Source organism: Sedimentitalea xiamensis (assembly GCF_030164465.1).
Lineage (GTDB): Bacteria > Pseudomonadota > Alphaproteobacteria > Rhodobacterales > Rhodobacteraceae > Sedimentitalea > Sedimentitalea xiamensis.
Window position 1 is genome coordinate 20,083 of the sequence record NZ_JASNJE010000030.1, and the last position, 22,384, is coordinate 42,466.

Below are 22,384 nucleotides of genomic sequence, written 5' to 3' on the forward strand. Positions count from 1 at the left end.
ATTCATTTATTCATGAAATATGGAAAAAATGATTCCCGAGCAACTTGCCACCCTGGGCCTTCCGCCGCGGCTCGCCGTGTTTCGCCTGCTCATGCGGCGGTTCCCGGATCGCGTACCGGCGGGCGAACTCGCCGAGGCGCTTGGTGTAAAGGCCAGCACCATGTCCGCCTACCTGGCCGCGCTGCAGCGGGCGGGACTGGTGGAACAGGAACGCGCCGGCACGTCTCTTCTCTACTCCGTCAACATGGCGAGCGTGCGACAGATGTTCGGATACCTGTTCACCGATTGCTGCCGTGGCCGCCCGGAAATCTGCATGCCCTACAGTATTGGAGCCTCACCCATGACCGACCGGAAATACAATGTTCTCTTCATCTGCACCGGCAATTCCGCGCGTTCGATCTTTGCGGAATCGATTCTGCGCGCGCTCGCCGGGGACCGGTTCAACGTCCATTCCGCGGGCACAAGGCCCAGTTCGGAGCTCAATCCTTTCGCGCTGAAGGTTCTGCGGGACAAGGGGCATGACATCTCGGTCCTGAGGGCGAAGAATGTTTCGGAATTCTCGGGTCCGGACGCGCCGGCTCTGGATTTTGTCTTCACGGTCTGCGACCGAGCCGCGAATGAGGAATGCCCGGCCTGGGAAGGTCAGCCCATAAGCGGTCACTGGGGCATGCCGGACCCGGTCAAGGTCGCAGGCACCGATGCCGAGAAGAGCCTCGCCTTCCAGCAAGCCTATGGCGCGCTGAAGCACCGGATCGAAGCCTTCGCTGCATTGCCGATGGAAAGTCTTGACCGAATCGCGCTGCAATCCGCCGTTGACGACATCGGCCGCAAATCGACCGAGGCGATGGCATGACCACCTATGCGCTGAACGGGCTTGGCCGCATCGGAAAGCTGGCGCTGCGGCCCCTGCTGGAACGGGGCGCGCGGATCGCCTGGATCAATGACGCGGTCGGAGATCCCGCCATGCATGCGCATCTGCTGGAATTCGACACGGTGCATGGCCGGTGGAATGGCGCGTTTTCGCATGACGCCGACAGTGTGACCATCGACGGAACCCGCCTGCCGTTCATCGGGACACGGGAACTGTCTGCGCTGCCGCTGGACGGGGTCGATATCGTCATCGATTGCACCGGCGCTTTCAAGACAGAGGCCGGTCTTGCGCCGTTCTTCGAGGCAGGGGTGAAGAAGGTCGTGGTCTCGGCCCCGGTCAAGGATGGGCCGACGGCGAATATCGTCTATGGTGTGAACGACGGCACCTATGACGCCGCACGCCACAGGATCGTCACCGCGGCGTCCTGCACGACGAATTGCCTGGCCCCGGTGGTGAAGGTCATTCACGAGAACCTCGGCATCCGGCACGGTTCGATCACGACGATCCACAACGTGACCAATACCCAGACCATCGTCGACCGCCCCGCCAAGGACCTGCGGCGCGCCCGCTCGGCGCTGAATTCGCTGATCCCCACCACGACGGGATCAGCGACGGCGATCACGCTGATCTATCCGGAATTGAAGGGCCGGTTGAACGGCCACGCGGTCCGTGTGCCGCTGCTGAATGCCTCGCTCACCGATTGCGTCTTTGAAGTGGAACGCGCCACCACCGCAGACGAGGTCAACGCGTTGTTCAAGGCCGCTGCCGAAGGTCCGCTTGAAGGTATCCTCGGCTACGAGGAGCGCCCGCTGGTTTCCACCGACTACACCAACGACACGCGGTCGAGCATCATTGACGCGCCGTCGACGATGGTGGTGAACGGCACCCAGGTGAAGATCTATGCCTGGTATGACAACGAGATGGGATATGCCCACAGGCTGGTCGACGTGGCGCTGATGGTCGGGGCGTCGCTTTGAGCGACCGAGCGGAGGGTCTGTCGGCCTATATCGCCGTCACCGCAGCCTATTGGGCCTTCATGCTCACTGACGGCGCGCTCAGGATGCTGGTGCTTCTGCACTTCCACACCCTGGGCTTTTCCCCGGTGCAGCTGGCCTATCTCTTCGTGCTCTACGAAGTCGCGGGCATGGCGACAAACCTGGCCGCGGGCTGGATTGCGGCGCGATTCGGGCTGACTTCGACGCTCTACGCCGGGCTCGGGCTTCAGGTGGCCGCACTGCTGGCGCTGACGCAGCTTGATCCGACCTGGGCCGTGGGCGTTTCGGTTGCCTTTGTCATGTGCGTGCAGGGTGTGAGCGGCGTCGCCAAGGATCTTGCCAAGATGTCGTCGAAATCCGCCGTCAAGCTGCTGGCGCCCGCTACAACCGGCGGGCTGTTTCGCTGGGTCGCGGTGCTGACCGGATCGAAGAACGTGGTGAAGGGTTTGGGCTTTCTGCTCGGGGCCGCCCTGCTGGCGACATTCGGGTTTGTCTGGGCGGTCCTGGCCATGGCCGCGGTCCTGGCCGTCATCCTCGCCGCGGTGGTGCTTTTCATGCCCGCGGGCCTTCCGGGCGGGCGCAGGGGGGCAAAGTTCTCCGAAGTCTTTTCGAAATCGGCCAATGTGAACTGGCTGTCGGTGGCCCGTGTCTTTCTGTTCGGCGCGCGCGACGTGTGGTTCGTCGTCGGCATCCCGATCTATTTCTACGCGGTGCTGTCGGACGGCACCGAAGGCGGCAACCGCGCGGCATTCTTCATGATCGGCACGTTCATGGCGGTCTGGGTGATCCTTTACGGGCTCGTTCAGGTCAGTGCGCCGCGGATCCTGAGCGCCGCCAGCCGTCCCGAATCGGACCTGATCCGCGCCGCGCGGGTCTGGGCCGGCGTGCTGTTCCTGGTGCCCGCCGCGCTCACCGGGGCGGTTCTGATCTCTTCGGGGCCGGAACCCTGGCTGACCGTGACGCTGGTCGTCGGCCTGCTGGTGTTCGGCGCGGTTTTTGCGGTGAACTCGGCGCTTCATTCCTATCTGATCCTCGCGTTTTCCAGGAGCGAAAGGGTGACAATGGATGTCGGGTTCTACTACATGGCCAACGCGGGCGGCCGGCTGATCGGCACGCTGCTGTCGGGGCTGACCTATCAGGCCGGCGGGCTGGCTCTCGTGCTCGGGACAGCGGCCGTGATGGTGGCGCTGGCAGCAATGGCGTCGGGGCGTTTGACCGACCAGACACATGAGGCAATCGCATGAGCGGATTCGAACGTCTACTCACCCTTTGGGTCGCGCTGGCGATGATTGCCGGCGTTGCCATCGGAACCCTGGCGCCGGGCCTCGTTCAGGCCATCGCCGCCGCCGAGGTCGCCTCCATCAACCTCGTGGTGGCGGTCCTGATCTGGGCGATGGTCTATCCGATGATGGTCAACGTCGATTTCGGCGCGGTCGCGGGCATCGCCCGCCAGCCAAGGGGGCTGCTGATCACGCTGGCGGTGAACTGGATGGTCAAGCCGTTCACGATGGCGCTGCTGGCCGTACTGTTCTTCGATCACGTCTTTGCGCCATGGATCGCGCCCGCGGATGCGGCGCAATATACCGCGGGCCTGATCCTGCTGGGGGCCGCGCCCTGCACTGCGATGGTGTTCGTCTGGTCGCAGCTCACCCGCGGAGATCCGACCTATACGCTGGTGCAGGTGTCGGTGAACGATCTGATCATGGTGGTGGCCTTCGCGCCTATCGTGGCTTTCCTGCTCGGCGTGACCGACATTTCCGTCCCCTGGGAGACGCTGGTGCTGGCGACGGTTCTCTACGTGGCCTTGCCGCTGATCGCCGGGCCGATCACGCGCAGGGTGCTGGGCGGCAAAGCCGCGATCGACGCCTTCTCGGCCCGCGCGAAACCGTGGTCGATGGTCGGTCTCATCGCAACCGTCGCCATCCTGTTCGGACTTCAGGGCGAGGTGATCCTTGCGCGCCCACTGGTCATCGCGCTGATCGCGGTGCCGATCCTGATACAGAGCTACGGTATCTTCGCCCTGGCCTATGGTCTGGCCTATGCGCTGCGGGTGCCGCACCGTATCGCTGCACCCTGCGCGATGATCGGCACCTCGAACTTCTTTGAATTGGCGGTGGCGGTGGCGATCAGCCTGTTCGGGCTGAACTCCGGCGCGGCGCTGGCGACGGTGGTCGGGGTGCTGGTCGAGGTTCCGGTGATGCTGTCGCTGGTGGCCTTCGCCAACCGCACGCGGGCGCGGTTTCCCGAACCGGCGGCGTGATGTCCCGTTGGGCCTGACGGGTCGGCCGGTGCCTTGCACGGGGTGTCCCGCCCGGCAATCTTGCCTATAGCTGGTAGCCAGAGCCTCGGCGCACCGCCATTCGATACAGCATCAGGGCAAGCAGCAGCGGCAGCGTTGCCGCGATGGCCATGACCTGCAGGGTGGCCGCTGCCCCGAGGGTCGCGATCATCCAGGCTCCGATCGACGGGGCGGCGGCAGCGGCGATCAGCATCGGCGTCGCCAGCCGGCCCATGGTCCGGGCATAACCGTCGGGTCCGAAAACCGCCAGCGGCAGGGCGCCGCGGGCAATCGACCAAAGCCCGTTGCCTGCGCCGTAGGACACCATGGCGAGCGCGGCAGGCAGCCCCAGGAGAAGACCGCTGAACCCGGCCAGAAGCGCCGTCGCGGCCGCGAGCATCGTCCAGATCGGATGGTGGCGGGCGCGCCCGAGCATTTCGATCACGCGGGCGCCGACCTGTGCCGGTCCGATCAAGGTGCCGATGCCGATGGCCGCGCCCATGCCGAAGCCGATGGAGGTCAGCAAGGTCACGAAATGTACCGACCACATGGTCGACAGCATTGAAAAGATGACTCCCGCACTGGCCAGGCACAGGAACCTCGGGTCCGTGGCCGGGACCGGCGGCGGCAGCGTCTTGCGGCCCCTTGCGCCGGGGGCCGGACGGATGGCGCGCGGCAGCGCGAAGCGCGACAGCGGCAGGGTGACGAGCAGGTGGAGCCCGCCGTAGACGAAACAGGTTCCGCGCCAGCCCAGGATATCGACGAGCCAGGCGGATAGCGGCCAGCAGACAGTGCTGGCGAACCCGCCCCAGAGGGTCAGCTGCGTGATCGCAGAGCGGGCATCCTTTCCGAAAATGTGCCCGAGCGTCGAAAACGCGGCATCGTAAAGCCCGCAGGACATGCCGACGCCCAGGATGAGCCAGGCGAGGAAATAGACCGAAAGGCTCTGCGCGAGACCAAGCAGGCCAAGGCCGCAGGCCAGCAGCGCCATGCCGGTGGCCAGAACCGGGCGGCCGCCATAGGCTTCGATAAACCGCCCGACGAATGTCGCGCAAAGACCCGAAACCAGCAAGCCGACCGATACACCGGCGGAAATGGCCGCACCGGACCAGCCGGTTTCGGCGGCGATGGGTTGGGCCAGGACCGCGATCAGGTAAAAGCTGGTCCCCCAGGCGAAGATCTCGACGATGCCCAGCGCCGAAACGGTTCTGAAACGCATCAGACCTGTCACCGCGAAAACCCGTCTTCCCGGTCCATCGCGCAGCATACCGGGTGCGCAGGCAAGGCAGCTGTCTTGCAGACCCCGGTTTCCGGCAGTTTCAGCCGCACGTCCCGCGCCGCGGCATGGTCGCCTACCAGTTCCGCGGCGACCGAACGCATCTGTTCATAACCGGTTGCCATCAGGAAGGTCGGCGCGCGACCATAGCTTTTCATGCCGACGATGTAGAAATCGGATTCGGGTTGGCGCAGTTCCACGACCCCGTGCGGGCGCACGGTGCCGCAGGAATGCAGGTTCGGATCGATCAGGGGCGCCAGTGCGGGTGTCGTCTCGACCACCGGATCGGCCGACAGGCGCAGTTCCCGGAGCATGGAATGATCGGGCCGAAACCCTGTCGCGACGACGATGCGGTCAACTTCAAGGCCGATCTCCTGTCCATCCCGGCGGCCCGAGACGCGCAGAGCCTGCCCCTGCCGGTCGATCCTGTCCATGGCGAAGGGCGAATGGAACGTGAGACGCCCGGACCTGATCGCCTCTGCGGCGCGCAGGCCGAGCCTTCCACGGTCGGGCAGCATGTCTGCGAGCCCGCCTCCGATCAGGCGGCCGATCCCGCCGGACCGGGTGGCCCAGACGATGCGCGTCGCCGGTTCCGCATCCTGTAGGAGCATCAGGTCGAGGACGGTGTTGATCGCGGAGTGCCCTGCGCCGATGACAAGGGTGCGCGCGCCGGCATGGGCTGGCCGGGCGGTGCCGAGCACATCGGGAATGCCGTAATCGATACGGTCGGCGTTCCCGGTTTCGCCATCGACCGGCAATCCGTCCGTGCCGATCGGGTTCGGATTCGTCGAGGTGCCGGAGGCATCGATGACGGCGCGGGCTCGGGTCCGGTGGCGGATGCCCTGACCATCGCGCCAGACCACGGTGAACGGGGCGGCGTCGCGGCCTTCGCCGGACAGCCTTGAATGTCCTTCGCGGGCAATGTCCGTCACCTCGGCCCCGAAACGCAGTCGGGATGCGATTTCCGGGTGCCGGGCCAAGGGCGCGAGGTAGTCGGAAATCAGCTCGCCGCCGGTGGGCAGGTGATCGGGGTCGGGCATGGTCCATCCGGATGCGTCCAGCAGGCGCCGCGCGGCTGCATCGACGTTGTATTCCCACGGTGAAAAGAGCCGCACATGCGCCCAGTTGGAGACGCTCGCGCCGGCCATCGAACCGCGTTCGAATACAAGCGGTTCAACGCCGCGTGCCAGAAGCTGCGCCGCCGCGGCCAGACCGACGGGTCCGGCTCCGATCACCGCTGTGGGTAGACTGGATAGGTCTCTCATGTCGCTTCCTTCGGTCCTTCCGGAAATTTGGAAATTCGGGACGTAAATTGAAGCTCTGTCATGAGGCAGCCTTGGTTTCGGCCGCGCATAGCTCATCGGCGCAGCATTCGTCGGACAGAAACCCGACAAGCGCGGACATCGCTGGATATTCCGCGTTGCAGATCAGGCTTGTGCCGGATCTTTCCTGCCGGACCAGGCCCTGGTCCACGAGGCGTTTCATGTGATGCGAAAGGGTCGACGCCGCCAGTCCCACGCGGTCCTGGACCTGGCCGACGGACAATCCGCCGCTTCCCGCGCGGACGAGGGTCAGGTAGATCCCCAGCCGGGTTTCATTTCCGAGGGCTTCCAGTTGGCGGGCTACTATTTCGATGTTCATGGAAATAGATTGTCGGCCCGGCGCGAGCCTGTCAAGACATATTTCGACCATTTTCGAAATACGGGAGCATCGAAACCCCGCCGTCAGGCCGCCGGCCGCCCTTTCCGGACGGGAGACCGCAACAAAGCTCTCCGGATCGCGACAGCCGGTGCAACTGCCTTGCGGTCGCGACCTAGCACTCCGCTTCCGGTTTCTGACCGGTGACGAGGATTTCCGTGTTCCAGGCCTCGCAGTCGTCCTGCAAGGATTTGCGCACCGGTCTGTCGGTGAAGAATACGTCCAGTTCCGCCAGGGATGCGATCCGCGCCGGGGCGCTTCGTTTGAACTTGGAACTGTCGGCCACGAGAAACGTCCTGCGCGATTGCGCGATGACCGTCTGGCTCACGCCCACCTCCTGGATATCGAAATCCAGAAGATCGCCGTCCTGATCCAACGCCGAACACCCGATCACGGCCAGGTCGAACTTGAACTGCCGTACGGTGCCGATGGTCAGCGTTCCGACCAGCCCGCCGTCGATGCGTCTCAGGGCGCCGCCGGTCAAAATGATCTGGCAATCCCGGTTGCTCATCAGGATGTTGGCGACGTTCATGTTGTTGGTCACGACCATCAGGTCGCGGTGGTGCAGCAATTCGCGGGCCACGGCTTCGGTGCTGGTGCCGATGTTGAGGAACAGCGAACTGCCATCGGCGATCCGCCGGGCGCAGGCGCGGGCGATGTCTGCCTTGGCGCGTTCGTTCAGGATGCGCCGTTCCTCGTAGAGGATGTTCGTCGTTCCCGATGGCAGGATGGCCCCGCCATGGACCCGTTCGAGCTTGCCGGCTTCGGCCAGATCGGTGAGGTCGCGCCGGATCGTTTGCAGGGTCACGCCGAATTGCTCCGCGAGCCCTTCGACCGTGACCTTGCCCTGCCGGCGCGCCGTTTCCAGGATCTCCGGATGGCGAAAGGTCTGCGACATGCTGTGTCTCCCTGTTCGCCGACTATGCGTCTTGGCGTCGACAAATCAAGCGCGATCATTCGTTTCGGCGCGTTTCGCGAATATTCGCGCATTAGTGAAACAAGAATCTTCGATCGCACGTCCATTTTTCCAGACAGACCCCAAAACGAACATAAACGAAAAAAATCTTGCGAACCGTGCGGCCCCTGTTTAACGATGGCGGTGGACGTGAGCATTTGGTGGGGAGGCCATGTGTTGGGTGCGACCCCGGAACCTGTGACCTATGACCTGTTCGTGATCGGCGGCGGCATCAACGGATGCGGAATCGCGCGCGATGCAGCGGGGCGCGGGTTGCGTGTCGCCCTGGCGGAAATGAACGACCTGGGTTCGGCCACCTCCTCGGCATCGACAAAGCTGTTTCACGGCGGCTTGCGCTACCTGGAATACTTCGAGATCAACCTGGTGCGCCATGCGCTGGCGGAGCGCGAAACGCTGCTGTCGGCGATGCCGCATATCAGTTGGCCGATGCGGTTCGTGCTGCCCTATCATGCGGACATGCGGTTCGAGAGCGAAACGCCTGTGTCCCGTTTCCTCAACGTGCTGATGCCCTGGATGCGCGGGCGTCGCCCGGCCTGGATGATCCGGTTCGGCCTGTTTCTCTATGACCATCTGGGCGGCCGTAGGATCCTGCCCGGCACCGAAACGCTGAGCCTTGCGGGTACGCCCGAAGGCGCACCGCTGGAGGGCCGGTTCGAAAAGGCCTTCGAATATTCCGATTGCTGGATCGAGGATTCGCGCCTGGTCGTGCTGAATGCCCGCGACGCCGAAGATCGCGGCGCGCGGATCATGGTTCGCAGCAAGGTGCAGTCCGCCAGGCGCATCGACGGGCGGTGGGACATCACGGTGCAGGATCGTGCAACCGGCCGGGAACAGACCTTGCGGGCCAGGATGCTCGTCAATGCCGGTGGCCCCTGGGTCGGTGACATCATTCACAACAAGGTCCACTCTAGGTCCAATGAGGGCGTGCGGCTCGTGCGTGGCAGCCATATCGTGACGAAACGCCTGTTCGAGCATGACAAGTGTTATTTCTTTCAGGGAACCGACGGGCGGATCATTTTTGCGATCCCCTACGAGACCGATTTCACCCTGATCGGCACCACGGATGCGGAACACGACGATCCGGACCGGAAGCCCGAATGCACACCTGAAGAACAGCGCTACCTGGTCGATTTCGCCAACCAGTATCTCCGGCGGAAGATCGGCCTCGACGATATCGTCTGGACCTATTCCGGCGTGCGCCCGCTCTATGACGATGGCGCAAGCAGCGCGACGGCGGCGACACGCGACTACACGCTGAAGGTCGACGACACCAGCGGCGCACCGATACTGAACATTTTTGGCGGCAAGATTACGACGTACCGGAGACTCGCCGAGGACGCGATGGAGCGGATCATCCGGTATTTTCCCGGCACGCCGGGGCATTGGACGGCGGGTGTGCCCCTGCCCGGCGGGGACTTCGCCGTCAACGGGGTGGATGAACTGATCGAACGGCTCATGCGGGACTATCCGTTCCTCAACGCCGTCTGGGCACGGCGCCTGGTGCGGGCCTATGGCACGCAAAGCTGGGATGTCCTGGCGGATGCCAAGGGTGAATCGGATCTCGGGCGGGTGTTCGGCGCGACCCTGACGGAGCGGGAAGTCTGCTGGCTGATGGATCGCGAATATGCGCAGACGGCCGAAGATGTGGTATGGCGGCGGAACAAACTTGGATTGCGGCTGACCCCTGACGAGGTCGGACGGCTCGATACCTGGATGCAGGCGCGACGGGTTCCGGACGCAGGGGTGGCGGTATGAAGGCGAAAGGTCACGGATGACGCTTGTTCTTGAAAACGTGTCCAAGTCGGTTGGCGGGGTGACGCAGGTCCACCCGACAAATCTGGAATTGCAGAATGGCACGATGAACGTGCTGCTTGGCCCGACGCTGTCCGGAAAGACCACGATGATGCGGCTGATGGCCGGTCTGGATGCGCCGCAGACAGGGCGCCTGCTGTGGAACGGCGAAGACGTCACCGGCCAGCGGGTGCAGGACCGCAAGGTCGCTATGGTCTATCAGCAGTTCATCAACTACCCGTCGATGACCGTCTACGACAACATCGCGTCGCCGATGAAACTGATGGGCCAGACCAAGGCCGAAATTGACCGCGCGGTGCGCGAAACGGCGGATCTGATGCAACTGACCCCGTTTCTCGACCGCAAGCCGCTGGAACTGTCGGGCGGGCAGCAGCAGCGCTGTGCGCTGGCACGCGCGCTGGTGAAGAATGCCGGACTCGTGCTGCTGGACGAGCCGCTGGCGAACCTCGACTACAAGCTGCGCGAAGAACTGCGGGCGGAGATCCCGAAGATCTTTGAAAGGTCCGGCGCCATCTTCGTCTATGCGACAACCGAACCGGAAGAAGCCTTGTTGCTGGGTGGAAACACCGCGACACTCTGGGAAGGCCGGGTGACGCAGTTCGGCCCGACGCCCACTGTCTACCGCAAACCGGAATCGGCGACGACCGCGCGGGTCTTTTCCGATCCGCCGATGAACTTCCTCAAGATCACCAAGACGGGCGGCCGGCTGACCTTTGGTCCGGATCAGTCGATTTCGCTGCCGCACATCGCGCGCGACTTGCCGGATGGGTCCTATTCGGCCGGGTTCCGGCCCAACCACCTTGAACTGAGCGCGCTGCGCCCGGATGCGATGGCGTTCGACACACGGCTGACAGTGACCGAGATCACCGGATCGGAAACCTTCATCCACCTTGATTTTCACGGTGAACGCTGGGTGGGGCTCGTTCATGGGGTCCAAAGTCTCGATCCCGGCCAGAAGCTGACGGTCTTCCTGGACCCGGCGCATATCTACGTCTTCGCGCTCGACGGTTCGTTGGTGTCCGTCGCGCCCTATGCGGAGGCTGCATGATGGCCAAGATCACGCTGGACAACCTCGCGCATTCCTACCTGCCGAACCCCAAGTCGGAGGACGATTTCGCGCTGAAGGAGTTGAACCACGACTGGGTCGACGGCGAAGCCTATGCGCTGCTCGGAGCGTCGGGTTGTGGCAAGTCCACGCTGCTGAACATCATTTCCGGCCTGCTGCACCCGTCGCAGGGACGTATCCTGTTCAACGACGTGGACGTGACCGATGCCCCCACGGCGCAGCGCAACATCGCGCAGGTGTTCCAGTTCCCGGTGGTCTACGACACGATGACGGTCCGCGAGAACCTCGCCTTTCCGCTGCGCAACCGCGGGGCCGATCCGGCCTATATCGCGCAGCGTGTCAGCCAGATCGCCGCCATGATCGGGATGGAGGCGGAACTGGACCGCAAGGCGCGCGGTCTGACGGCGGATTCCAAGCAGAAGATCTCGCTGGGCCGGGGCATGGTCCGCGAAGATGTCAACGCGTTGCTGTTCGACGAACCGCTGACCGTGATCGATCCGCACATGAAATGGGAATTGCGCACGCAGCTCAAATCCCTGCATCACGAATTCGGCCACACCATGATCTACGTGACCCATGACCAGACCGAGGCGCTGACGTTCGCGGACAAGGTCGTGGTGATGTATGACGGGCGCGTGGTCCAGATCGGCACGCCGCAGGAACTGTTCGAACGGCCCGCCCACACGTTCGTCGGCTATTTCATCGGTTCGCCCGGCATGAACCTGTTCGACGCCTCGGTAGAGGGTCCGAGGGCGACGATCGGCGGTGTTTCCTTCGATCTCGATGCGGCGTATCGGCCAAAGGGCGGCAGCGTCCAGATCGGTGTGCGCCCCGAATTCATCCGGCTCGGATCGGACAATGGGCTTCCGGCGCGGATCACCCGCGTCGAGGATGTCGGGCGGCACAAGATCGTCCGTCTCGACGTTCAGGGCAACGCGGTCAGCGCCATCGCAGCCGAAGGCGCGGCCATACCGACGGACACGACCCGGATCGCGTTCGATCCCAGGGGCGTCAATGTCTACGCCGACGATTGGCGCGTGAAGGCAGAAGGAGGACTCGCCTGATGCAAAAGACCGTTAACCAGAAGGCCTGGTTCCTGGTTCTGCCGGTGCTGGTCCTCGTCGCCTTTTCGGCGGTGATCCCGCTGATGACCGTGGTGAACTATTCGGTGCAGGACACCTTCGGCAACAACCAGTTCTTCTGGAACGGGATCGGCTGGTTCAAGGACCTGCTGGACAGCGAACGGATGTGGGACGCGCTGCGGCGGCAGTTCGTTTTCTCGGCCATCATCCTTGCGATAGAGATCCCGCTGGGCGTCTTCGTCGCGCTCAACATGCCCAAGAAAGGCGTCTGGGTCAGCGTCTGCCTGGTGCTGATGTCGCTGCCGCTGCTGATCCCCTGGAACGTGGTCGGGACGATCTGGCAGATCTTCGGGCGGGTGGACATCGGGCTGCTTGGCTACACGCTGGACAAGCTGGGCATCTCCTACAACTACACGCAGGATTTTTTCGCCGCATGGGCGACGCTGATCGTGATGGATGTGTGGCACTGGACCTCGCTCGTGGCGCTTCTGGCCTATGCCGGTCTGCAATCCATTCCCGACGCCTATTACCAGGCCGCGAAGATCGACCAGGCCAGCCGCTGGAAAGTCTTCCGCTACATCGAACTGCCGAAGATGGCGGGCGTCCTGATGATCGCCATCCTGCTGCGCTTCATGGACAGTTTCATGATCTACACGGAACCCTTCGTCGTCACCGGAGGCGGTCCGGGCAATGCCACCACCTTCCTGTCGATCGACCTCGTCAAGATGGCGCTCGGACAATTCGACCTCGGCCCGGCGGCGGCGTTCTCGATCATGTATTTCCTCGTCATTCTTCTGATTTCATGGGTGTTTTACACGGTGATGACCAATCTCGACAAAAGGGATGGCCCGCGATGACCGACACGACGCTTCAAACCGGCACCGCCACCGTGATCAAACAGCGGCGCGCCGCGCGCCGTCCGGGCCGGTTCCGGCCGAACGGGTCCGCCGTGGTGATGGGACTCTATCTTCTGTTCCTGCTGTTGCCGATCTACTGGCTGCTGAACATGAGCCTGAAGACCAACACCGAGATCCTCGGGTCGTTTTCCATGTGGCCGCGCGACCTGACGCTGGCCAACTATGCCAAGATTCTCACGGACGAAAGCTGGTACATGGGATATGTGAACTCGCTGATCTACGTGGTGATGAACACGGTGATCGCGCTCGCCGTCGCGCTGCCCGCAGCCTATGCCTTTTCGCGCTACTCCTTCATGGGCGACAAGCACCTGTTCTTCTGGCTGCTGACCAACCGGATGGCGCCGCCGGCGGTCTTTGCGCTGCCGTTCTTTCAACTCTACTCCTCGGTCGGGCTTTTTGACACGCATATCGCGGTGGCCCTGGCCCATTGCCTGTTCAACGTCCCGCTGGCGGTCTGGATCCTCGAAGGTTTCATGCGCGGCGTCCCCAAGGAAATCGACGAGACCGCCTATATCGACGGCTATCCCTTCCCGCGGTTCTTCGTGCAGATCTTCATGCCTCTGATCGCCAGCGGCATCGGCGTGGCGGCGTTTTTCTGCTTCATGTTCTCATGGGTCGAACTGCTGCTGAGCCGCACCCTGACCACGGTGGACGCCAAGCCGATCGCGGCGATCATGACCCGCACCCAAGGCGCGTCGGGCATTGATTGGGGCGTGCTGGCCGCCGCCGGGGTGCTGACCATCGTGCCGGGTGCGCTGGTGATCTATTTCGTCCGCAACTACATCGCCAAGGGTTTCGCGTTGGGGAGGGTGTGATGGTTGAAAACGAAATAGCACAAAGCGAACACATGGTTTCTTCTATTGTGAGTAAACTAGCGGCTAGGGGCGTAAGGCGCACTGAACTTACGCTGAGTGAACTTGGATACGAAAACAACGAAGAGAACACCGATCTTTTTATTGACGCAGTGAAATGGTTGGAAAGTGAAGGGATTATCCGATCAGGCGAGAAATATGATTTCTACGCAAACTCAAAGAACGAAACTGTGGCTTCTGGGTTCACCGTCACATCCTTTGGTTTCGCATTGTTGCAACAGCCCTTTGACGGCAATTTGACCCTTGGCGCGGCTATCGAAAAGGTTCGGTCCGACGGATCTGGCTATTCCAAAATTGGAGACTTAGTGGGTGGTTTGCTCGGTGGTTTCACCAAGACAATATCTAATTAGTGAGGAGTCTGAACAATGGACTGGATGGCATGGACCCTACCGACCGCGATCTTCTTCATGGTCATCGCCGCGCTTCTCGTCACCTTCACGGTGCTGGCGATCAAGTTCCCGGAAACCCCGCGCAAGGGCATTCTTCGGATCGAAACGACACGGGGCGACCGGCTGTTCATAACCTTGTTGGGCTCGGCCTTCATCAATCTGATCTGGCTGGGTCTGGAAGTCGGGCCGCAGCCCTATGCGCTGCTGGCCTGCCTTGTCTATGCGGCCGCGGTGTTCCGCTGGGTCTAGGCAAGACGAACGGGCTGTCCGGAATCGGTCCGGGCGGCTAGGAGAAACGACCACAACAGTCCAGGGAGGACAATCATGAAGCTACCCCTCAAATCCACCACTGCCACCGGTGCGATCATCGCGCTGCTGGCGGGACCCGTCTGGGCCGACATGGAGGCGGCACAGGCATTTCTGGACAACGAAATCAACGGGCTGTCCGTCCTGTCGCGCGCCGATCAGGAAGCCGAGATGCAATTCTTCATCGACGCCGCGAAGCCTTTTGAAGGCATGGAGATCAAGGTCGTTTCCGAGACGATCACCACCCATGAATATGAAAGCCAGGTGCTTGCGCCTGCGTTTTCCGCGATCACCGGCATCAAGGTTACCCATGACCTGATCGGTGAAGGCGACGTGGTGGAAAAGCTGCAGACGCAGATGCAGTCGGGCGAGAACATCTATGATGCTTACGTCAACGATTCCGACCTGATCGGCACCCACTGGCGCTATCAGCAGGTGCGCAACCTGACCGACTGGATGGCGAATGAAGGCGCGGACGTGACCTCGCCGACGCTCGATCTCGACGACTTCATCGGCACGCAGTTTACCACCGCGCCCGACGGCAAGCTGTATCAGTTGCCCGACCAGCAGTTCGCGAACCTCTACTGGTTCCGCTACGACTGGTTCAACGACGAAAAGAACAAGGCCGACTTCAAGGAGAAATACGGCTACGACCTGGGCGTGCCGGTGAACTGGTCCGCCTATGAGGACATCGCCGAATTCTTCACCGGCCGCGATCTCAGCCACATGGGCGTGGACGGCGAGGTCTTCGGCAATATGGACTACGGCAAGAAGGATCCTTCGCTGGGATGGCGCTACACCGACGCGTGGATGTCGATGGCCGGCATGGGCGACGTGGGCGAACCCAACGGCCTGCCGGTCGATGAATGGGGCATCCGGGTCAACGAGAACTCGCAGCCCGTGGGTTCCTGCGTGGCGCGGGGTGGCGCGACCAACGACGCGGCCGCGGTCTATGCGGTGACCAAGGCGATCGAATGGTTGCAGAAATACACCCCGCCTGCCGCCGCGGGCATGACCTTTGGCGAAGCGGGTCCGATCCCGGCGCAAGGCAACATCGCCCAGCAGATGTTCTGGTACACCGCCTTTACCGCGGATACGGTCAAGCCCGGTCTGCCGGTCATGAACGAGGACGGCACGCCGAAATGGCGCATGGCGCCCAGCCCGCACGGCGTCTACTGGAAGGAAGGCCAGAAGATCGGCTATCAGGACGTGGGTTCCTGGACGCTGATGAAATCGACGCCCGAAGACCGTGCCAAGGCCGCATGGCTCTATGCGCAGTTCGTGACGTCCAAGACGGTGGATCTGAAGAAATCCGACGTCGGACTGACGTTCATCCGCGACTCGACGATCAATTCCGATCACTTCGGGGAACGCGCCGCGCGGCTTGGCGGATTGGTGGAATTCTACCGCTCGCCCGCCCGCGTCGCATGGTCGCCGACCGGCACCAACGTCCCGGATTACCCGAAACTGGCTCAGCTCTGGTGGCAGAACATCGGTGACGCGATGTCCGGGGCCAAGACGCCCCAGGAAGCCCTGGATGCATTGTGCGAAGCCCAGGAAAAGGTGATGGAGCGGCTGGAACGCGCCGGCGTTCAGGGCGACATCGGTCCCAAGCTGAACGAACCGCAGGATGCCGAATACTGGTATGCCCAGCCCGGTTCGCCGGTCGCCAAGCTCGACAACGAAGAGGAAGAACCCAAGACGGTCAGCTACGACGAGCTGATCAAGTCCTGGCAGTAGGCCCCTGACTTCCGGCCGGGGCGCTGATCCAGCGCCCCGGCCGCGCCGCGGGCCGTCCGGCCCGCCCGATCAACTAGGGAACACGGGGGAAGCATGGCCCATATTCTCGCCATCGATCAGGGAACGACATCTTCGCGGGCCATCCTTTTTGACGAGGCCATGAGGATCAAGTCCATCGCGCAGGAAGAGTTTCCCCAGCATTTTCCGTCCAGCGGATGGGTCGAACACGATCCGGGCGATCTCTGGTCCACCACCGCAGGCACCTGCCGCGCCGCCATCGAGAAAGCAGACCTCGGGCCGAGCGACATCGCCGCCATCGGGATCACCAACCAGCGCGAAACGACGGTCGTCTGGGACGCGAAGACCGGCCAGCCGGTGCACAACGCCATCGTCTGGCAGGACAGGCGGACCGCCGACTATTGCCGGCAATTGCGCGAGGCGGGGCAGGATCGCCTGATCATGGGCCGGACCGGATTGCTGGCCGATCCGTATTTCTCCGGAACCAAGCTCAAATGGATTCTGGACGCGGTGCCAGGCGCACGCGACCGGGCGCGGCGGGGCGAACTGCTGTTCGGAACCGTCGATTCCTACCTGATCTGGAAACTGACCGGCGGCGCGTCCCATGTCACGGATGCCACCAATGCTGCGCGCACCCTGCTTTATGACATTCACAAGGGACGCTGGAGCCGGACGATCTGCGATCTTTTCGACATCCCGCCGGAGATGCTGCCCGAAGTCAGGGATTGCGCCGCCGATTTCGGCATGACGCGGGCCGATCTTTTCGGGCGTCCGATTCCGATCCTTGGGGTCGCGGGCGACCAGCAGGCAGCCACCATCGGACAGGCGTGTTTCCAGCCCGGCATGCTCAAATCGACCTATGGCACCGGGTGTTTCGCGCTTCTGAACACCGGGGATACGGCGGTCAGGTCTTCCAATCGGCTGCTGACCACGATCGCCTACCAGTTCGATGGCAAACCGACCTATGCGCTGGAAGGGTCGATCTTCGTGGCCGGCGCGGTGGTGCAGTGGCTGCGCGACGGGCTAAGGATCATCCGTGCGGCGCAGGAAACGCAGCCGCTGGCGGAAAAGGCCGATCCGGGGCAGTCCGTCATTCTGGTCCCGGCCTTCGTCGGACTGGGCGCGCCCTACTGGAACGCGGAATGCCGAGGCGCCGTCTTCGGCCTGACGCGGAATTCAGGCCCTGCCGAATTCGCGCGCGCCGCATTGGAAAGCGTCGGATTCCAGACCCGCGATCTGCTCGAGGCGATGCAGGCGGACTGGACGACCGAAACCGCGCAGGCGACGCTGCGGGTGGATGGCGGCATGAGCGCGAGCGACTGGGCCATGCAGTTCCTGTCGGATATTCTCGGCGCATCCGTGGACCGTCCGCAGGTGCTGGAAACCACGGCGCTGGGGGCGGCGTGGCTGGCCGGGCAGAGGGCGGGCATCTATCCGGACATGGCCGGGTTCGCGGAAACCTGGGCATTGGACCGGAGTTTCCATCCGCAGATGGACGAGCCGTCCAGAACCGAAAAATACAGCGCCTGGAAACGCGCGGTCGCGGCGACGATGACCGTCTGATGCCCAAAGGCGGTACAGGCCCGTGACTGCCGACAGCGGTTCCATCGGGGCTTTCAGTTTTCTGACGGCCCGTCAGATCCGGTTCGCGCGGGGCGTTTCGGAAACCGCTCATGCCGACGTGGCGGGGTTCGGCACGCGTGTGCTACTGGTGCGCGGCCGGTCCGTTCCATGGGTGGACGGCTTTTGCGTGCGCCTGTCTCAAGCGGGGTGCGAGGTCACGACCGTGGTGCAGAGCGGCGAACCATTGGTGGCGGATGTCGAAACCGCTGTCGATCTCGGCCGGGCGGCCGGAACCGAAGTCGTCGTCGCGGTCGGCGGCGGGGCCGTCATCGATCTTGGCAAGGCGGTCGCGGCTCTCGTTCCCGCAAACGGCCGCCTGATGGACTATCTCGAAAGCATCGGCGGCGGGAACCCGCTTTTGTCCGAGCCCTTGCCCTTCATCGCCCTGCCAACGACTGCCGGCACCGGGGCCGAGGTCACGAAGAACGCCGTGATCGGTGTTCCGGAATCCGGCCGAAAGGTCAGCCTGCGCAGCGATTCCATGTTGCCGACGCTGGCGATTGTCGATCCGGCGCTGACCGATGGCAGCCCGAGGAACGTGACCCTGGCGTCAGGTCTGGATGCCGTCACCCAATGTATCGAACCCTATCTGTCGACCCGCGCCAATCCGCTTACGGATGCGCTGTGCCGTGCGTCCATTCCCGACGGCCTTGCCGCCCTGGCGCGGCTGTCGCAAACCGATTGCCCTCGGGCGCGGGACCGGATGGCCTGCACGAGCCTGACCGGGGGGATTGCCCTGGCCAACGCCGGTCTTGGCGCGGTGCACGGGCTGGCGGGCGTTATCGGCGGGCGGTATCACGCGCCGCACGGGCTGATCTGCGGCCGTCTGCTGGGGCCGGTTCTGTCGCTGAACGCGCGCTCCGGAATACGCGGACGGGACCGCTATGACGAGATCGCCCACTGGATCGCCGCCGCCTTCGGATGTCCGGCGGAGCGGGCGTTTGACCACCTGACCATGCAGTTGGACCAGTGGGAACTGCCCCGGCTCGGCGCATGGATTTCGCCGGGTTCCGACTTGGGGGCGATTGCGGCGGATGCGGCCGGAGCGTCCTCGATGCGGACCAATCCCGAGCCGCTGACCCATGCCGATCTTGTCCGAGCCGTGGAACTGGCCCTCTAGGATGGGCGGGCCGGGCGCGGGTCGGATCGCGACGCCTCGTCCGGCCGCCGCCGTCAGCCGGCGATCATTTCCGATTGGCGGACGATGACCTCGGCCTGCTTGATCGAGGCGATATCGACCAGCCGACCCTTGTAGACGGTCGCGCCTTCGCCGTTGGCCTTGGCCTGTTCCATCGCTGCAAGGATTTCGCGCGCCTCGGTCACGGCGTCTTCGGAAGGGGTGAAGACTTCGTTGGCCAGCGCGATCTGCTTCGGATGAATCGCCCATTTCCCGACCATGCCCAGCGTCGCCGACCGTCGCGCCTGCGCCCGGAAGCCGTCATCGTCGCTGAAGTCGCCAAAGGGGCCATCCACGGGCAGGACGCCATGGGTGCGGCAGGCGGCGACGATGGCGGCCTGCGCCCAGTGCCAGGGATCGGACCAGTGCTTTTCGCCCTCGCGCAGCATGTAGTAGTTTTCCTGGGTGCCGCCGATGCCGGTGGTCTGCATGCCCATGGACGCGGCGAAATCCGCGGCGCCGAGGCTCATTGCGACCATGCGGGGCGAGGCGGCGGCGATTTCCTCCACATGGGCGATGCCGGCGGCGCTTTCGATGATGACTTCGAAGTCGATGCGCTTGCTGCGGCCCTTGGCGGCCTCGATCGCCGTGACCAGCGCGTCGACGGCATAGATGTCGCCGGCGCAGCCCACCTTCGGGATCATGATCTGGTCGAGCCGTTCGCCGGCCTGTTCGAGCAGGTCGACGACGTCGCGATACCACCAGGGCGTGTCCAGCCCGTTGATGCGCACCGACAGGGTCTTGTTGCCCCAGTCGACGTCGGAAATCGCGGCAATGATGTTGGCGCGGGCGGTTTCCTTGTCGCTGGGGGCGACCGAGTCTTCGAGATCGAGGTTGATCACGTCCGCTGCGCTGGCGGCCATCTTTTCGAACAGGGCGGTGCGCGATCCGGGGCCGAACAACTGGCAGCGATTGGGGCGGGCCGGGGCGGCGGGCTGAAGACGGAAGCTCATGTTCGGGCCTTTCGGGTAAGGAAATTGCAATTTTCTGCCGTCCTGAGGTATTAAATTGCGTGTTGCCGCGCAAGCGTTATTGTGCAGGTGCAGCAAACTCCGCCCCGGCTCCCGGCAATGCCGCCACGGCCCCCGTGGCGGGTGAGCCTCGTCGGGGCCGATTGCAATGACGTTCGAAGAAATGGCCTGCACGCGAAAGAATCGTGCGCGATTGCTTCGCGGCGCAAGGGAAAAAGCGATGCACTGGATGGCCCGGATATCTACATTGGCCCGGAATCAAAGGAGTATCCCGCAATGATCGAGACCCCGTACCTGCTGTTTCTGGGCGATGCCCCGGACCAGCTCGCGGCGAAAGTGGCGCAAGGCATCAAGGACTGGCGTCCGGAAAACGCCGTCGGACAATTCCGCCTGGAGGGCTGCAAGGCCGATGTCGGCCTGGCGGACATGACCCTGGCCGAAGCGCGCGCCGCCGGGGCCAGGACCCTGGTGATCGGGGTGGCGAACCGCGGCGGATATATCTCGTCCGCCTGGAAGGAGGTTCTGATCAAAGCGCTGGAGATGGGCTTTGACCTGGCATCGGGTCTGCACAACCTGCTGCGCGACGAAGGCGACCTCGTCGCCGCCTCGCAGACGCATGGCGGGACCCTGCACGATGTGCGGGTGCCTTCGGTCGGCTACCCGATCGCGAACGGTGTCAAGCGCAGGGGCAAGCGGGTGCTGGCGGTCGGCACCGATTGTTCCGTCGGCAAGATGTACACGGCGCTTGCGCTGGACGATGCGATGCGCCGCAGGGGCATGAAAAGCACATTCCGCGCCACCGGGCAGACCGGCATCCTGATCACCGGGCACGGTGTGCCGCTGGATGCGGTGGTCGCCGATTTCATGGCCGGGTCGGTGGAATACCTGACGCCGGACAACGATGAGGACCACTGGGACATCATCGAGGGGCAGGGCAGCCTGTTCCACGTGTCCTATTCCGGCGTGACCCTGGCGCTGATCCATGGCGGACAGCCCGACGCGCTGATCCTGAGCCACGAACCGAGCCGCCCGCACATGCGGGGCCTGCCCGGCCATGCGCTGCCGTCGCTGGAACGGTTGCGCGACACCGCCCTGCCGCTGGCGCGGGTGGCGAACCCGGATTGTCAGGTCGTCGGCGTTTCGGTCAACACGCAGCATATGCCGGAAGACGAGGCGCTGCGCTACCTGGCCGAGGTCGAACAGCGCATCGGGCTTCCGGCGGTCGACCCGTTCCGGCAGGGGGCGGACCGGCTGGCGGATGCCTTGGCCGCATTGTAGCCCTTGGGCGGGACGCTGGAGGCCGGGGCGCCTCCGGCGGGAGTATTTTGGCAAAGATGAAGGGGAGCGGCGTGCGGATCGACGTGAGCCACGATGTATTTCGACTGGCGCAGGTGTTCACCATCTCGCGCGGGTCCCGGACCGAGGCGCGGGTTCTGACCGTGACGGTTGAGGAGCGCGGGGTGTCGGGGCGCGGCGAATGCGTGCCCTATGCCCGCTATGGCGAAACCCTGGACAGCGTGGCGGCGCAGATCGCCAGCCTGCCGGCGGATGTGACGCGGGCGTCGTTGCAGGTGCTTCTGCCGGCCGGGGCGGCGCGCAATGCGGTCGATTGCGCATTGTGGGATCTCGAAGCGAAACGTTCGGGGCGGCGGGTCTGGGAACTGGCGGGGCTGGCGGCGCCGGGGCCGGAGATCACCGCCTATACGCTGTCCCTAGACAGTCCGGAGGCGATGCGGGCGCAGGCGGAGCGGAACGCGCATCGACCGCTTCTCAAGATCAAGCTGGGCACGCCCGACGACATGCCGCGGCTGGAGGCGGTGCGGGCCGGGGCGCCGGAGGCGCGGATCATCGTGGATGCGAACGAGGGCTGGTCGGCCGAGGTCTATGCCGACCTGGCCCCGCATCTGCTGCGGCTCGGCGTGGCGCTGGTGGAACAGCCCTTGCCCGCGGGGCAGGACGACGCGCTGATCGGCCTACAGCGCCCGGTGCCGGTCTGCGCCGACGAAAGCTGCCACGATCACGGCAGCCTCGTTGATCTGAAAGGAAAATATGACGTCGTCAATATCAAGCTGGACAAGACGGGGGGGCTGACCGAAGCGCTGGCGCTGCGGGATGCGGCGCGGGCTGCGGGCTTTGGGGTGATGGTCGGATGCATGGTCGGATCGTCGCTGGCGATGGCGCCGGCGGTGCTGGTGGCGCAGGGCGCGATGATCACCGACCTTGACGGGCCGCTGCTCTTGGCCGAAGACCGGGAGAACGGTTTGAGGTTTGACGAGCGCGGCGTGCATCCGCCGGATGCGGCGCTCTGGGGATAGGA

At 63.9% G+C, this 22,384-nt stretch carries 21 protein-coding genes; 16 read left to right on the forward strand and 5 right to left on the reverse strand.

Features of this window, described 5'->3' with window-relative positions:
• Positions 1 to 19 precede the first annotated feature (19 nt).
• From QO034_RS18555 to arsB, 4 genes are read left to right on the forward strand one after another with little or no spacing between them, the layout of a single operon-like run.
• Entirely contained in the window at positions 20 to 853 is an 834-nt protein-coding gene (locus QO034_RS18555) for an arsenate reductase/protein-tyrosine-phosphatase family protein (protein WP_284487028.1), read from the forward strand.
• Positions 850 to 1,848, forward strand: a complete 999-nt coding sequence (locus tag QO034_RS18560) for an ArsJ-associated glyceraldehyde-3-phosphate dehydrogenase (protein ID WP_284487029.1) — start codon at positions 850 to 852, stop codon at positions 1,846 to 1,848. The genes QO034_RS18555 and QO034_RS18560 overlap by 4 nt, the downstream gene beginning before the upstream one ends.
• Entirely contained in the window at positions 1,845 to 3,110 is a 1,266-nt protein-coding gene (gene arsJ / locus QO034_RS18565) for an organoarsenical effux MFS transporter ArsJ (protein ID WP_284487030.1), read from the forward strand. The genes QO034_RS18560 and arsJ overlap by 4 nt, the downstream gene beginning before the upstream one ends.
• Positions 3,107 to 4,126: an ACR3 family arsenite efflux transporter gene (arsB, locus tag QO034_RS18570; protein WP_284487031.1), complete on the forward strand. Its 1,020-nt coding sequence runs from the start codon at positions 3,107 to 3,109 to the stop codon at positions 4,124 to 4,126. The genes arsJ and arsB overlap by 4 nt, the downstream gene beginning before the upstream one ends.
• Before the next feature lie 64 nt (positions 4,127 to 4,190).
• On the opposite strand, the gene QO034_RS18575 is transcribed toward arsB, so the two are convergent.
• From QO034_RS18575 to QO034_RS18590, 4 genes are all read right to left on the reverse strand, one after another.
• Positions 4,191 to 5,363, reverse strand: coding sequence for an MFS transporter (locus tag QO034_RS18575; protein ID WP_284487032.1), 1,173 nt, complete (start codon positions 5,361 to 5,363; stop codon positions 4,191 to 4,193).
• 8 nt (positions 5,364 to 5,371) lie between these two features.
• Positions 5,372 to 6,685 (reverse strand): FAD-dependent oxidoreductase, encoded by a 1,314-nt coding sequence (locus tag QO034_RS18580; protein ID WP_284487033.1) that lies wholly within the window; start codon positions 6,683 to 6,685, stop codon positions 5,372 to 5,374.
• A gap of 58 nt (positions 6,686 to 6,743) precedes the next feature.
• Complete coding sequence (locus QO034_RS18585; protein WP_284487034.1) at positions 6,744 to 7,061, reverse strand: ArsR/SmtB family transcription factor; 318 nt, start codon at positions 7,059 to 7,061, stop codon at positions 6,744 to 6,746.
• A gap of 172 nt (positions 7,062 to 7,233) precedes the next feature.
• Positions 7,234 to 8,016 (reverse strand): DeoR/GlpR family DNA-binding transcription regulator, encoded by a 783-nt coding sequence (locus tag QO034_RS18590; RefSeq protein WP_284487035.1) that lies wholly within the window; start codon positions 8,014 to 8,016, stop codon positions 7,234 to 7,236.
• A gap of 207 nt (positions 8,017 to 8,223) precedes the next feature.
• On the opposite strand from QO034_RS18590, the gene glpD reads away from it, so the two are divergent.
• The 10 genes from glpD (at position 8,224) to QO034_RS18640 (ending at position 19,039) form a co-directional block, all read left to right on the forward strand.
• Positions 8,224 to 9,849: a glycerol-3-phosphate dehydrogenase gene (gene glpD, locus QO034_RS18595; protein ID WP_284487036.1), complete on the forward strand. Its 1,626-nt coding sequence runs from the start codon at positions 8,224 to 8,226 to the stop codon at positions 9,847 to 9,849.
• A gap of 16 nt (positions 9,850 to 9,865) precedes the next feature.
• Entirely contained in the window at positions 9,866 to 10,954 is a 1,089-nt protein-coding gene (locus QO034_RS18600; RefSeq protein ID WP_284487037.1) for an ABC transporter ATP-binding protein, read from the forward strand.
• Positions 10,954 to 12,036 (forward strand): ABC transporter ATP-binding protein, encoded by a 1,083-nt coding sequence (locus tag QO034_RS18605; RefSeq protein WP_284487067.1) that lies wholly within the window; start codon positions 10,954 to 10,956, stop codon positions 12,034 to 12,036. Before QO034_RS18600 ends, QO034_RS18605 begins: the two co-directional genes overlap by 1 nt.
• Complete coding sequence (locus tag QO034_RS18610; protein WP_284487038.1) at positions 12,036 to 12,911, forward strand: carbohydrate ABC transporter permease; 876 nt, start codon at positions 12,036 to 12,038, stop codon at positions 12,909 to 12,911. The genes QO034_RS18605 and QO034_RS18610 overlap by 1 nt, the downstream gene beginning before the upstream one ends.
• Positions 12,908 to 13,786, forward strand: a complete 879-nt coding sequence (locus tag QO034_RS18615) for a carbohydrate ABC transporter permease (protein ID WP_284487039.1) — start codon at positions 12,908 to 12,910, stop codon at positions 13,784 to 13,786. Before QO034_RS18610 ends, QO034_RS18615 begins: the two co-directional genes overlap by 4 nt.
• A complete protein-coding gene (locus QO034_RS18620) occupies positions 13,786 to 14,193 on the forward strand; it encodes a hypothetical protein (RefSeq protein WP_284487040.1) in 408 nt (135 codons plus the stop codon). The genes QO034_RS18615 and QO034_RS18620 overlap by 1 nt, the downstream gene beginning before the upstream one ends.
• Before the next feature lie 15 nt (positions 14,194 to 14,208).
• A complete protein-coding gene (locus QO034_RS18625; RefSeq protein ID WP_284487041.1) occupies positions 14,209 to 14,481 on the forward strand; it encodes a DUF2160 domain-containing protein in 273 nt (90 codons plus the stop codon).
• A 75-nt stretch (positions 14,482 to 14,556) separates the two neighbouring features.
• On the forward strand, positions 14,557 to 16,278 hold the full coding sequence (locus QO034_RS18630; protein WP_284487042.1) for an ABC transporter substrate-binding protein: 1,722 nt from the start codon (positions 14,557 to 14,559) through the stop codon (positions 16,276 to 16,278).
• 93 nt (positions 16,279 to 16,371) lie between these two features.
• The gene (gene glpK, locus QO034_RS18635; RefSeq protein WP_284487043.1) at positions 16,372 to 17,859 is read left to right on the forward strand and encodes a glycerol kinase GlpK; all 1,488 of its coding nucleotides are present in this window, start codon (positions 16,372 to 16,374) and stop codon (positions 17,857 to 17,859) included.
• Positions 17,860 to 17,881: 22 nt separating this feature from the next.
• On the forward strand, positions 17,882 to 19,039 hold the full coding sequence (locus QO034_RS18640) for an iron-containing alcohol dehydrogenase (RefSeq protein WP_284487044.1): 1,158 nt from the start codon (positions 17,882 to 17,884) through the stop codon (positions 19,037 to 19,039).
• Positions 19,040 to 19,092: 53 nt separating this feature from the next.
• Here the strand turns inward: QO034_RS18640 and QO034_RS18645 are convergent, their stop codons facing one another.
• Complete coding sequence (locus QO034_RS18645) at positions 19,093 to 20,049, reverse strand: L-malyl-CoA/beta-methylmalyl-CoA lyase (protein WP_284487045.1); 957 nt, start codon at positions 20,047 to 20,049, stop codon at positions 19,093 to 19,095.
• A gap of 294 nt (positions 20,050 to 20,343) precedes the next feature.
• On the opposite strand from QO034_RS18645, the gene dgcN reads away from it, so the two are divergent.
• Both dgcN and dgcA read left to right on the forward strand, forming a co-directional pair.
• Positions 20,344 to 21,345, forward strand: a complete 1,002-nt coding sequence (dgcN, locus tag QO034_RS18650) for an N-acetyltransferase DgcN (RefSeq protein WP_284487046.1) — start codon at positions 20,344 to 20,346, stop codon at positions 21,343 to 21,345.
• Positions 21,346 to 21,416: 71 nt separating this feature from the next.
• Positions 21,417 to 22,382, forward strand: coding sequence for an N-acetyl-D-Glu racemase DgcA (gene dgcA / locus QO034_RS18655; RefSeq protein ID WP_284487047.1), 966 nt, complete (start codon positions 21,417 to 21,419; stop codon positions 22,380 to 22,382).
• The last annotated feature ends 2 nt before the right edge of the window (positions 22,383 to 22,384 follow it).